At 27.6% G+C, this 13,678-nt stretch carries 11 protein-coding genes; all 11 read left to right on the top strand.

What is annotated here, in order from left to right; translation table 11 throughout:
- Nucleotides 1–3: 3 nt before the first annotated feature.
- The 11 genes from NSA23_RS14805 (at nt 4) to NSA23_RS14755 (ending at nt 12,933) form a co-directional block, all read left to right on the top strand.
- A complete protein-coding gene (locus NSA23_RS14805) occupies nt 4–1,326 on the top strand; it encodes an O-antigen ligase family protein (protein WP_257490710.1) in 1,323 nt (440 codons plus the stop codon).
- Nucleotides 1,316–2,470 carry a glycosyltransferase family 4 protein gene (locus NSA23_RS14800; protein WP_257490709.1) on the top strand — a complete coding sequence of 385 codons (1,155 nt, stop codon included), beginning with the start codon at nt 1,316–1,318 and terminating at the stop codon, nt 2,468–2,470. The genes NSA23_RS14805 and NSA23_RS14800 overlap by 11 nt, the downstream gene beginning before the upstream one ends.
- A 30-nt stretch (nt 2,471–2,500) precedes the next feature.
- Nucleotides 2,501–3,091 carry a sugar transferase gene (locus NSA23_RS14795; protein ID WP_257490708.1) on the top strand — a complete coding sequence of 197 codons (591 nt, stop codon included), beginning with the start codon at nt 2,501–2,503 and terminating at the stop codon, nt 3,089–3,091.
- Between the two features lie 13 nt (nt 3,092–3,104).
- Nucleotides 3,105–3,641, top strand: a complete 537-nt coding sequence (locus NSA23_RS14790; protein ID WP_257490707.1) for a GNAT family N-acetyltransferase — start codon at nt 3,105–3,107, stop codon at nt 3,639–3,641.
- 18 nt (nt 3,642–3,659) lie between these two features.
- On the top strand, nt 3,660–4,715 hold the full coding sequence (locus tag NSA23_RS14785) for a sugar-transfer associated ATP-grasp domain-containing protein (protein WP_257490706.1): 1,056 nt from the start codon (nt 3,660–3,662) through the stop codon (nt 4,713–4,715).
- Nucleotides 4,716–4,754: 39 nt separating this feature from the next.
- Complete coding sequence (locus tag NSA23_RS14780) at nt 4,755–5,732, top strand: 1-aminocyclopropane-1-carboxylate deaminase/D-cysteine desulfhydrase (RefSeq protein ID WP_257490705.1); 978 nt, start codon at nt 4,755–4,757, stop codon at nt 5,730–5,732.
- 8 nt (nt 5,733–5,740) lie between these two features.
- Nucleotides 5,741–6,718, top strand: a complete 978-nt coding sequence (locus NSA23_RS14775) for an ATP-grasp domain-containing protein (RefSeq protein ID WP_257490704.1) — start codon at nt 5,741–5,743, stop codon at nt 6,716–6,718.
- Between the two features lie 27 nt (nt 6,719–6,745).
- Nucleotides 6,746–8,257, top strand: a complete 1,512-nt coding sequence (locus NSA23_RS14770) for a hypothetical protein (RefSeq protein ID WP_257490703.1) — start codon at nt 6,746–6,748, stop codon at nt 8,255–8,257.
- A 153-nt stretch (nt 8,258–8,410) separates the two neighbouring features.
- Nucleotides 8,411–10,312, top strand: coding sequence for a polysaccharide biosynthesis protein (locus NSA23_RS14765; protein ID WP_257490702.1), 1,902 nt, complete (start codon nt 8,411–8,413; stop codon nt 10,310–10,312).
- Nucleotides 10,313–10,329: 17 nt separating this feature from the next.
- Nucleotides 10,330–11,691: a tyrosine-protein kinase domain-containing protein gene (locus tag NSA23_RS14760; protein WP_257490701.1), complete on the top strand. Its 1,362-nt coding sequence runs from the start codon at nt 10,330–10,332 to the stop codon at nt 11,689–11,691.
- 66 nt (nt 11,692–11,757) lie between these two features.
- Entirely contained in the window at nt 11,758–12,933 is a 1,176-nt protein-coding gene (locus NSA23_RS14755) for a LegC family aminotransferase (protein WP_257490700.1), read from the top strand.
- Nucleotides 12,934–13,678 lie beyond the last annotated feature (745 nt).

The raw sequence follows: 13,678 nt of genomic DNA, 5'->3' as shown, positions 1-13,678 counted from the left end.
GAAATGATAAGTGATAGTAAAGATAGATTTTTAGTATTATTATTGACTATTTTAACTTTAGTACTTCAGGAATATTCGTACAATAGAATTGTTTTGCTTTTAGGGATTTTAACATGGATAGCTTTTTCTTTAATTAATAAAAAAGAAAAGGTTGAAGTAATTTTAACAAGAATGTTGATATTAAGTGTTCCCTTGTCATTTGTAAGTATTTCAGGAAAGTCATATTCTCATTCTATTGTATCATGGTATAATATTTTTTTTGTAATTTTAGCATCTGTAGTAATAATTAGAAATTTAATGGAGGGAAGTTTTAAACTAAGTAAACTGTCTTTCATGTCATTACAACTAATTACCATAGGATTAATCACAATATTCAATTCTATTAATGCTAAAGATGCAGTTAAACAATATATAAATTTAATTATCCCATTTATACTTATCATTATAGGAAATAATATGCAAGGTAGTTATAGTGAAGAAAATAATAAAAAAATATTATTTGACTATATATGGTCTACAAATATAACAGGGCTAGGGACACTTCTTCAATATCTAGCAAAAAAGTTAATAGATATAAAACTAGGAAATTATGCATTTTTAGGTGGATATAGACATAGCTTTGGTTTTTTATTTGCTGATTATAGCTTTTTATCCTTGTATCTTGTGACAGGAGCTACATTATTATTATATTTAGTTGATAAAGGAAAAATAAATAAAAAAATTGGAGCTATAAATATAATCTTCTTAGTAATAACAAGTGTTATTACTTCAGCAAGAACTGGAATATTTGCGTTTATAGTAGTTGTAGGTATATTATCCATACCCAAATTTTTTCATTATTTAATATATAATTTTCCAAGGATTTTAATATTGACACTTGCAGTAGTGGTATTAGCTGGAACAAGTTTTATGTTAGTTGGAAATATAAGGGGAAACAGAAGTTTAAGTGACTCTGGCAGAGGAAAGTTAAACCAAAGGGCATTTGAAATGTTTTTAGAAAATCCTATTTTAGGAGTAGGCTTTGGAACTAATAATTATTCAAAATTAGTTGGTATGATTCCTCATAATTTAATATTTCAGTACTTAGCTCAAGGAGGACTTGTCTTTTTTGTACCTCTACTTGTAATATTATACATGATATTATCTAGCTCTAGAAGGAGAGATCCAATAATATTTGGAGCAATATTATGTATATTAGTTGGAGCTTTATTTATACCGAATATATTTAACTCTAGGTATATGGGAGCCATACTTCTTATATTTAGTATAAGAGATATTCATAACATTTATTTAAATGGTGTAAAGGAGACTAGATATGAAAGCTAAAATAATTCAATTATGTGCAGTAGATTCAACAATGGGTGGCCTACTTAGAGAATTAAATACTCAAATTATAAAAGAAGGATATGATTTCATAGGAGTATGTTCTAAAGGCAAATACACTCATGGTCTCATAGAAGAAGGATTCAATATTAAAAATGTTCAAATAGATAGGTCTATTAGACCTATGGAAAATATGAAAACCATAAATAATCTTACTAAATTATTTAAAGAAGAAAAGCCAGATATAGTCCATGTCCATACACCTGTAGCTTCTGTTTTAGGAAGAATAGCCGCAAGACGGGCAAAAGTGCCTATAATAATATATACTGCTCATGGCTTTTATTTTCATGAGAATATGTCAAAACTTAAATATAAATTATTTTTAAATATTGAAAAACATATGGCTAGGAAATATACCGACTTTATATTTACACAAAGTAAAGAGGACTGTGAAACAGCATTAAAAAATAAATTTATTGATGAGAATAGAATTATGACAATAGGAAATGGTGTAGATATATGGCAAAAGTTTAATCCAAGAAAGATTGATCAAAAAGAGATAGATAGTCTATATGAAGAATTAAAAATAAACAGGGATGACAAAATAGTTACTTTTATAGGTAGACTTGTAGGTGAAAAGGGAATACTTGATTTGTTAGAAGCTTTCACTATGCTAAATGATTCAAAGATAAAGCTCCTAGTAGTAGGAAATGCGGCTCAGGGAGAAAGAGATACTAAAACTAGAGAATTGTTAAAGAAATATAAGAAAAATAAAAACATTATATTTACTGGTCATAGAAAAGACATACCAAACATTTTATATATAACTGATATATTCTGTTTGCCTTCTTATAGAGAAGGTATGCCTAGATCCATTATAGAAGCTATGGCTATGGAATCAGCAGTAGTGGCTACCAATATAAGAGGTTGTAGAGAAGAAGTGATTCCTAATGAGACTGGATATTTGGTTCCTATCAAATCGCCATTGGATATAAAGGAAAAAATATTGAAATTAACAAGAGATGAAGAAAAACTAGAAAATATGAAGTTAAATGGAAGAAATAGAGCAGAGCTATTATTTGATGAAAATAAGGTTGTTAGAAAACAATTAGATATATTTGAAGCTTTGTTAGAGAAGAAAAAATAGATAGAAAGGTATATAAATAAAGGTGATACAATGAAATTAATTAAAAGAATAATAGACTTTGTACTAAGCCTTATAGCCCTTATTATATTGTCACCTATACTTTTAATAATAGCTATAATTATAAAATTAGACTCAAAAGGACCAGTATTTTTTAAACAAGAAAGATTAGGTAGAAATGGAGAAGTATTTTTAATATATAAATTTAGGACTATGATTCCAGATGCAGAAAAAGTAGGTTTAGGTATATATACGAGTAGCTCTGATCCGAGGATAACAAAAGTAGGAGGCTTTTTAAGAAAGACTAGTTTAGATGAGTTGCCCCAACTTATAAATGTATTAAAAGGAGAAATGAGTTTAGTTGGGCCAAGACCTCCTGTGCCATATCATCCATATAAATACGAAGATTATTCAGATGAACAGAAATTAAGATTTACTGTTCCACCAGGTATTACAGGGTATGCCCAAATAAATGGAAGGAATACATTAACTTGGGATGAAAGAATAGAATATGATATAGAGTATGTTAAAAACTTTAGTGTATTACTAGATATAAAGATCATGTTCAAAACAATAGGATATACATTTAATAAAAAAGCTATATATTCAAAAAATAAAGATTGAGGTGTTATAAAATATGCTAAAAAGTGATCGAATATATTTAAGACTTATGGAAGAAAGAGATATTCCTTTTAAGGTAAGATGGATAAATGATTCTGATGTAAATGCTACATTAAACTTTGATTATCCAATATCAGAAATAGGTACAAGAAATTGGTTAAATAAAGCAGCTGCAAATAGTAGTAGAAAAGATTTTATAGTTTGTTTAAGAGAAAATGATAGACCTATTGGATATGGTGGTCTTTTAGATATAGATATAAAAAACTCTAAAGCAGAATCATATATGGGCATAGGTGAAACAGACTGCTGGGGAAAGGGATATGCTAGAGAAATTAGAACTATCATATTAGAATATGCTTTTATGCAATTAGGTCTTAATAAAGTTTATTCTTATGTATGGGAAGAGAATAAAAAAATGATTAAGGTCAATGAAAGAGCTGGATTTAAAGTCGATGGAAAACTAAGAGAAGATGTTTTTAGTCATGGAGAATATAGGAGTCGTTTAATAATGAGTATCTTAAAAAGTGAATATATGAAGAAAAATAATATTTAATTTTAAGGAGTTGATAATATGAGCGGATTGCATAGAAGATACCTATTACTTAGGTCTAAGGCCGCAATAGTTGTTGAAGATATGCAATCTAATACAGAAATCTCTCTTATAACTAGAATGAAATGCTTAAGTAAAGGTTTTTTAAGTAGATCTTATTTTCTATACGACTTAGAAAATAAGAATTATAAATATTATTTATCTGATTATGAAAGAAAGAAGACTCGATTTATAAATGAAGAAGATGCGATTATTTTAAATAATAAAATTATATTTGATAGTATGGCTAGAGATCGTATTAAAACACCTACTATATATTCAATAATTTTAAATGGAAAAATATATCCATATTATAATAAAGTAAAGATAAATAATAGTGATGAATTAATTGATCAAATTAAAAAAGAAGGAAAAATAGTCTTAAAACCTTATATAGGTGCAGATGGTGGAGAAGGAATTTATATATGTGAATATATAGATGGTAATCTACTTTTTAATGGAAACAGAGTTGAAAAAGTAGATATAGATAAAATAATTAATAAGCTGAATAAATATATTGTTACAGAGTATATTGAACAACATGAATATTCATCAACAATTTTTCCTGATTCAGTCAATACAATTAGAATAATAACCATGGAAGATCCAAATACTCAAGAGGTTTTCATGCCTATTGCTATACATAGAATTGGGACAAGTAGAACTAAAAATGTTGACAATTGGGATAAGGGTGGGTTAAGTGCAAAAGTTGATATTGATACAGGTATACTAGGTAAGGCTACTTGTAAACCAATTAACAATAAAATGAAATGGTATAGTAATCATCCTGACACAAATGCACAAATTGAAGGTATTGAAATACCAAGCTGGGATATAATAAGAGAAAAAATCTTTTTATTAGCACAAAGTATGCCTTTTTTAAAATATGTAGGATGGGATGTTGTAGTGACAAAGAACTCTGAAGTTTCAATTATAGAAGCTAACAATTGTAGCGGAGTAAATGTATTACAGGTTCATGAACCATTATTATTAGATGAACGGATTGAAGATTTTTATGAATATTATAAAATTATTTAAAGTGAAAATATTTCATGCCATTGGAAGGAGACTTTAACCATGGATAAATATAGAAACATATTTAAAAATACACCATTATATAGATTAAAAAGCTTTAATGAAAATAATATCTATATAAAAAGAGATGACATGACAGATCCAGTATGTGGAGGAAATAAGGCTAGAAAACTGAAATATTTTATAGAAGAAATATTAAATAAAGGATATAATCATATAGTTACTTATGGTTCAAAAGAATCAAACCATTGTCGTATTACAGCAGCTTTTGCTTCAAAGTACAATATGCCTTGTACTTTGATACTTGCCGAACCTGAGGCAAATGAAGAGATAACTTATAATGGAAATTATTTTTTATATGATCTATTAGATGCAAAAATCATATGGTCTAAAGTGGAAAAAGTTAGCGACAAAATAGATGAAACAATGGAAAGTTTGAGAATGGAAGGATATAAACCTTATTTTATACAGGGAGGTGGTCATGGGCCTATTGGAACTCATGCTTATGTAAAGGCATATCAAGAAATAGAATTCCAAAAGAAAAAATTAAATATTGATTTTGATTACATATTTTTAGCATCAGGTACAGGAACTACTCAAGCAGGTTTAATTATTGGAAAGGAACTGTATAAAAATCACGAAAATATAATTGGAATAAGTGTAGCAAGAAAAGAAGAAAGAGGTAGAAAAGTTATATATGAAAGTATATATGAATATTTAGATACCGAGAATATTTCTCTAGATATTAAAGAAGAAAGTATAGATTTTATAGATAATTATATAGGAAAAGGATATGGAGATATATATCATGAAGTTTTAAAGACAATTAAGAAAGTTGCTAAAAGTGAAGGAATCTTATTGGATCCAATATATACAGGAAAGGCATTTTATGGAATGCTAAATTATTTAGAAAACAAAAATCTTAAAGGTAAAAATGCACTATTTATACATACTGGAGGATTACCTTTGATTTTTAATTATACATATAAATTTAAAGACAATAAACAGATTGTGAGGTAAAATTGTATATGAATATACTTATAACAAGTGCTGGAAGAAGAACTAAGTTAGTAGAATATTTTAAAAATGAATTTAAAGATGATGGAAATGTAATTGTTACTGATTGTGATATGTCAGCTCCAGCTTTATATATAGCTGACAAATACTATATTGTTCCTAGAATAGATGAACCAGACTATATATCTAGTATAAAAAAAATATGTAAAAAAGAGAAAATAAATGGTATACTATCCTTAATTGATCCTGAACTAAGTTTATTATCTTATCATAAGGATGAATTTGAAGAATTAGGAGTAAAAGTAATTGTATCAGATTATGATGTTGTAGAAACTTGCTTTGATAAAATGGATATGTTCAATTTCCTAATAAAAAATGATTTTAAAACTGCTAAAACTTATGAAAGATCAAGCAATTTCGAAAAGGATTATGAACTAGGAAATATGAAATTACCTGTATTTGTAAAGCCTAGAAAGGGCAGTGCTAGTTTGGGAATAAACAAAATAGATGATTTTGCAATATTATCTATATTGAAATCAAAAGATGAAGATTTATTGATACAAGAATTTTTGGATGGAAAAGAATATGGTGTTGATGTGTATGTAGATTTAATTTCCAAGGAGATTGTTTCCATATTCGTAAAAGAAAAAATTAAAATGAGAGCAGGGGAAACAGACAAAGCCGTATCTTTAATTGATGGAAAGCTATTTAAAATAATAGAAGATTTTGTTAAGAAACTAGGAGTAGTTGGACCAATAGATATAGATGTATTTAATGTAAATGGAGAATATTATATATCCGAGGTAAACCCAAGATTTGGCGGGGGGTATTTACTTGCCTATGAATGTGGAGAAAATTTTCCTAAATATATTAAAAATAATTTAGAAGGAATTGAAAATAGAAAAGATATTGGAAACTATAAAGAAAATATTTATATGTTAAAACATGATACTTTAATTGTGAAGCAATTGTATGAAAAAGGAGATTAGTAATAAAATAGTGAGGGGAAATGTACGATGAAATTTATATACCATAAATATGATGAACTGCCTAGGCTATCATGGTGTGCGATAATAGAAAAAGATAAGGAAGATATAGATGTTTATTGTGGTCCTTGGGTTGAGACCTTAGATGATTTTTTTGAAGAAGGCGCATGGGATGATGAATTTGAAAAAGCCAATTTTGACAACTCAGTTTTTTTCATGGGTTCTGGGGCAAAATTAGTAAATAATTCAGTTATTTTCTCAACGCCTAATCACACACTTGAAAGATTGCATGTAATTAGGGAAAAAAATAAAATTTTTATTTCTAATTCGTTAGCCTTCGTATTAGAAAAATCAAATAAAGATTTAGATATAGATTATACAGGATATGAAAAAGATTTTGCAACAATATTAAAAGGAATAAATGAATATAAATCTCAAATATTTTTGAAAGATGGACAACACCTTGAATTATATTATTATTGCAATATAGTTATTGATAATCAACTAAAAATTAAGAAAGAAAAGAAAAAGCAGAGGGAAGATTTTATAGATTTTAATGATTATTACTCTTCATTAAAAAATTGTTTAAAAAGTTTGTATAAGAATTTAAGTTCCAACAAAAGAAAAATAAATTATGGTGTAGTTACTACTATATCCAAAGGATATGATTCAATAGCATGTGCAGCCTTAGGTAAAGAAATTGGTTGTAACCTTGCAGTAACATTAAATAGGCCTGGAAAGTATGAAGAGGATGATGGAACTGACATTGCAAAGATATTAGGCTATGAAAAGATTCTAGGAAAAGATGCAAATGAATATATGAATAGAACTGATTTTGTTGAAGCTGAGTTTCTAGCTTCAGGGGAATTAGGAACTGGAATTGTTTTTTCTTCTTTTGAAAAGGAATTTCAACAAAATATGGTTTTAACGGGAGTTAATGGAGATTTATTCTGGGGTAGAATAAATGATTATGTCAATAGAGAAATTAAATATGAAAATGAAAGTATTGCTTCTACAACTCTTTATGAAAATAGATTGAGAGTAGGGTTTGTTAATGTGCCTATCCCATTTTATGGCGCATTTAATTGGCCTTCTATTCATAAAATAAGTAATTCAGAAGAAATGAAGAAATGGAGTGTAGGAGATCAGTATGATAAACCAATTCCAAGAAGGATTATTGAAGAAAAAGGAGTTCCCAGATCCGCATTTGGACGTAAAAAAAGTGGAGCAGGATTTAACTATCAATTTGATAATTTAAATAGAATAAGGACACGCATGTCTCCCAGTTCTTTTAAGTCATTTTATAAATTTTATAAAGAAAATAAATCTACAAAAAGATTGATTAAAAACTATAAAAATATTATGAAATATATTTTATATACATTTCCTATATACTGTAATTATTTATTTAAAAAAATGAGGGTGAAATTTAGATTTAAGGAAGATAGAGAGAGATTAGTTAGTAACCCATTTGCTCCAGCTTTTCTGATACATTGGGGAATTTATATTACAAGAGATAGATATAATATCAGGAAGATATAGTATGTATAGGTAAAAATAAAAGTTAATCGTCAGGTTCAGATACTATTCAAAGAGAGATAGTAGTGATAGTCAAGGTAGAAGAAGAATAGGCTATGCTGTGAAGAAACTGGAAAAGGCCATAAAAGGTCAAAACATATAAAAGAAGGGATTTATATGAAAAAGAAAAATTTCATTCTTATAATCTTAGATATAGTTCTTATAAATTTAGCTTACATTCTAGCTTTATATCTAAGATTTGATGGAAATATTCCTCAATTGTTCATGGAAACATATATAAATAACGTCATAGCTATAAGCTTAATAAAAATAATTGTATTTTACTTTTTCAAACTATATAAAAGCATTTGGAAATATGCTAGTATTGATGAAATGATAGATATAGTATTAGCTTCAATAGTAGCTAACGCATTGGCTATGGCTTATATGACTTTAACTCAAGTAAATATGCCTAGAAGTATATATCTAATGGCTCCAATTTTAGATATGGCATTTATAGGAGGTATTAGATTTAGCTATAGGGCTTTAAGTCGTGTCAAAAATGGAACACCTAAAAACCTAGTAGGATGTAAAAGAATACTAATAGTAGGTGCAGGTTCAGCAGGAGCTATGATTATAAAAGAGTTAAGAAATCATAGGACATTAAGAAGTATACCTGTAGCTATATTAGATGATGATTTAAAGAAAAAGGATCAAAATATTAATGGAGTTCCAATACTAGGCAACAGGAAAGATATACCTAGAATATGTAAAGAAGAAAATATTGATGAAATAATCATAGCTATTCCTTCTGCAAATAAAAAAGAAATTAGGGAAATAGTTAATGAAACTAGGAAGACTAAATGTAAAACTAAAATTGTACCAGGTATGTATGAATTAATTGATGGCCAAGTCAGTATAAAAGAAATAAGAGATGTGGAAATAGAAGACCTTTTAGGTAGAGAAGAAATAAATTTAGATATGGATGAAATATGTGGATATATAAAAAACAGAAGAATATTAGTCACCGGTGGAGGTGGCTCTATAGGTTCAGAACTGTGTAGACAAATAGCCAGATTCAATCCAGAAGAACTTATAATTCTAGATATATATGAAAATAATGCTTATGATATACAAAATGAACTTTTGAGAAAATATGATGATTTAAATCTAAAAGTTATAATCGCATCTGTTAGAGACAAAAAAAGAATAGATGAAATAATAGAAAAGGAAAAACCAGATGTAGTATTCCACGCGGCAGCCCATAAACATGTACCGTTAATGGAAAACAATCCAGAGGAAGCTATTAAAAACAATGTATTTGGAACCTTAAATTTAGTACAAGCGTCAGATAAATACAATGTAAAAAAATTTGTCTTAATATCTACAGACAAAGCAGTAAATCCAACAAATATAATGGGGGCTACAAAGAGAATATGTGAAAAGATAATTCAATCTAAAAATGAAGAAAGTAATACAGAATTTGTAGCTGTAAGATTTGGGAATGTTTTAGGAAGTAATGGTAGCGTAATACCATTATTTAAAAGACAGATTGCTGAAGGTGGACCTGTTACAGTGACTCATGAAGAAGTTATAAGATATTTTATGACTATACCAGAAGCTTGCCAATTAGTATTACAAGCTGGCTCTATGGCTGAGGGTGGAGAAATATTTATATTAGACATGGGTGAACCAGTAAAAATTATAGATTTAGCAAAGGATTTAATCAGGCTTTCAGGATTTGAACCAAATGTAGATATACCTATAGAAATAACAGGACTAAGACCAGGAGAAAAGCTGTTTGAAGAGCTTTTATTAGATGAAGAAGGTATATCAGATACTAGCCACAATAAGATATTCATAGGTAAACCTATATTTACAGACTATAATTATTTATTAAAGGAACTAGAAAAACTTAAAGATGTAACAAGTACTGGAGATATAAGAAAAATAAAACAAAGTATACAAAACTTAGTTCCTACTTATAAAGTTTATAAACAGTTAGATTCATCAAAAAAGGAAAATAAAGATAGTAGAAAATCTATTAATAAAATACCTACAACTTCAAGTCTTTATTAGAATATAGGAGGATGAAAATGGAAGAAATTAGTTTAAAGGACTATTTTACGATAATCAAAAAAAGACTAAACCTAGTAATTGCTTTAACTATAATTCCTATGATAATTGTTGTCGCCGTAGGTTTTTTTGGCACAAAATCAGAACCAAGCTATATAGCTTCTGCTAAACTTATGGTTGGAGGACCCAAATCTTATTATAATGGTAAAGGGGAATTAGATTATGAAACTTACAAAGCTATTAATGGAAAGCTTGTAAGTAATTTTAATGAATTGATAAATATGGAAGTAGTTGCAGAGGAAGTTATTAATAATTTAGGATTAGATATATCAAGTAAAGAGTTTAGTGAAAAGATGAATACAGAAATAATTGAGGGTACAGAAATTATAAAGATTGAAGTAACGGATAAAAATAAAGAATTAGTACCTAAGATAGTTCAAGAATTAATTACAGTTTCTTCTGGAAAAGCAGAAAAAATAATGGGTATGGACAATATAGAAGTAATTGAAAGTACACAGGCTAAAGATATTCCACTAAAGACAAAAACTAAAACGTATATCATTATAGCTGGAATATTAGGTTTTGTAATTAGTATTTTTCTAGTGTTTTTCTTAGAGTATATTGATAATACTGTTAAAACATCTAGAGATATAGAAAGATATCTAAAACTTCCAGTTTTCGGAGCTATACCATTTTTAGAAAATGATTTAATAGTACATGAAAATCCAAATACATTTGGAGCAGAATCCTTTAGAATTCTAAGAACAAATATTCAGAGGATTAAGGAAGAGAAAGAAATCAAGTCTATACTTATTACTTCATCTAATCCAAGTGAAGGAAAAAGTATAGTTTCTGCAAATATAGCAATAGCTATGGCAAAAGCACAAGAAAAAGTACTATTGATAGATGGAAATATTAAGGAACCAAAGATACACAATCTTTTAAAATTGGACAATGATATAGGATTATTAGATATTTTAAAAAATAATATAGATTATACAAAAGCTATAAAAAAATCTAAGTTAGAAAGTAATCTTGATATATTGGTTGCAGGTTCAATTAAATTAGGTTCTGAAGAACTATTGGCTTCAAAAAAGATGGAGCTTTTGTTGGAAAAACTAAGCCATGAATATGATACAATAATAATAAATTCACCGTCTCTTATAGGAGTTACAGATGCAATTGATATTTCAAAAGTTACAGATGGGACTATGTTAGTATGTGAATCAGAGAAATCAGAGATAAATGATTTGAAAATTGGAAAAGATATTCTTAAAAATGTAAATGTCAATATTCTAGGAATAGTTTTAAATAAGATTAGTTTGGACAAAAATAGTTATTATAGATATCTTTATGATAATTATATCTATTATAAAGAGTAGGTAAAAATATTTACTGCACTATGCTCTAAATTAGCATATATTAATAAAATAGAAAGAGGTGTTCTTATGGATAATAAGAAACCAGTACCACTTTCTGTTCCTAATCTTTCATTAGAAATTCTTGAAAATGTTAAGGAAACTATAGAAACAGGTTGGGTGTCAACAGGAGGAAGGTTCATTAAAGAATTTGAAGAAAAGATAGCAAGTTATGTAGGAGTAGAAAGGGCAGTATCCTGTCAATCTGGTACAGCAGGTTTACATCTTTCATTAGAAGTATTAGGTGTAGGACCTGGTGATGAAGTTATAGTACCTACAGCTACATTTATAGCAGCTGTAAATCCAGTAAAATATGTGGGAGCAGAGCCAGTATTTATAGACTGTGACGATACTCTCAACATTGATATGAATAAATTAGAACAATTTTTAGAAAATGAATGTAATTATATAGGTGGAAAAGTAATAAATAAAAAAACTAAAAAACAAATAAAAGCTATAGTAGTTGTACATGTATTTGGCAACCCTGCTAACATGGAAAAATTAATGGATATTAAAGAGAAATATAATCTAAAGATTATAGAAGATTCAACGGAAGCTTTAGGTTCTTATTTCCTAGAAGGAAGATATGCAGGAAAATATTGTGGAACAATTGGAGATGCTGGAGTATATTCTTTTAATGCCAATAAGATAATAACTACCGGTGGTGGCGGAATGGTAGTATCCAATAATGAGGAGCTATTAGATAAGATAGAATTTCTAGGGGTACAGGCTAAGACGGATCCATTGTACTTTATTCATGATGAGATAGGATATAACTATAGAATGACAAATATACAGGCTGCTTTTGGGACGGACCAGATAGATAGACTAGAAAGCTTTATACAAACTAAAATGGAAAATTATAATTTATATAAAAATGCTATAGAAGAAATAGATGGTCTTATGATACTGCCTTTTAGAACAGATACTAGACCAAACTATTGGTTTTATTCAGTAATAGTAGATAAAGAAAAATATGGTATAAGTAGAGATGAACTTCTAAAAAAACTAAATAATAATAATATCCAAACTAGACCTTTATGGGGATTGATACATAAACAAAAACCTTACTTAAAAAATCAAGGATATAATATTGAAAAAGCTTTATTTTATGAAGAAAATCTTATAAATATACCTTGTAGTAGCAATTTAACGGAAGAGGAAGTTAGTTTAGTAGTGAAAAACTTAAAAGAATTGAAGAGATAATTATATATTTAAGATAACAAGTAAAAAACAGGATATATCCTGTTTTTTATTTATAATATATGTAAATATATAATATAAGGATTTATTTTATTGATATACTATTTATGGTATACACAAAAAAGAAAAACTATAATATCATAAAAATTACAGTTTCAAAAAAGGTTATATACATAGCAGGACATAATTTACCATATTATATTGATGAAATATGAAAACTCTGTTATAATTTTAATGTAGTACTATAGACCTATAGATATAAACCTGCGAACTATTTTGTTAGGCAGGTAGATTTTTATACCTATTTTTACTGTCTGTAAAAAGATTTTTGGTTAGAATAGGTTTTATATCATAAATAATCTATACTTATATATAAGGGTAAAACTATAGTATAATAAATATTACAATTTCGACTAGTATAAAGTTAGCCAGTACTATTATTTTAACTATATTATGTAAAATCAACTATCTATACTATAACTTTGGCATAACTTAACATATTATGTTGAAAATCTAGGAAAACTTTGTTATAATTTGATTATAATGTTTTGGACCTATCTAATTAGGACTATAGTTATATTTTCACATAATTTGATATACTTTTTATTGTTTGAAAATCTTAGTCAGAATATTCAATCAAGTTAGCATATTTTTGCCTAATAAATATATTTGATAAATGTTTTAGAGTTATTAAAGGCTGAATATTAAACAACATACAATATGGACAAAGTATAAAAAATTATATATA

Source organism: Anaerosalibacter massiliensis, from assembly GCF_024623155.1.
Lineage (GTDB): Bacteria > Bacillota > Clostridia > Tissierellales > Sporanaerobacteraceae > Anaerosalibacter > Anaerosalibacter massiliensis.
The sequence above is the reverse complement of the archived record's forward strand: the minus strand, read 5'-3'. Positions and strand labels throughout refer to the sequence as shown.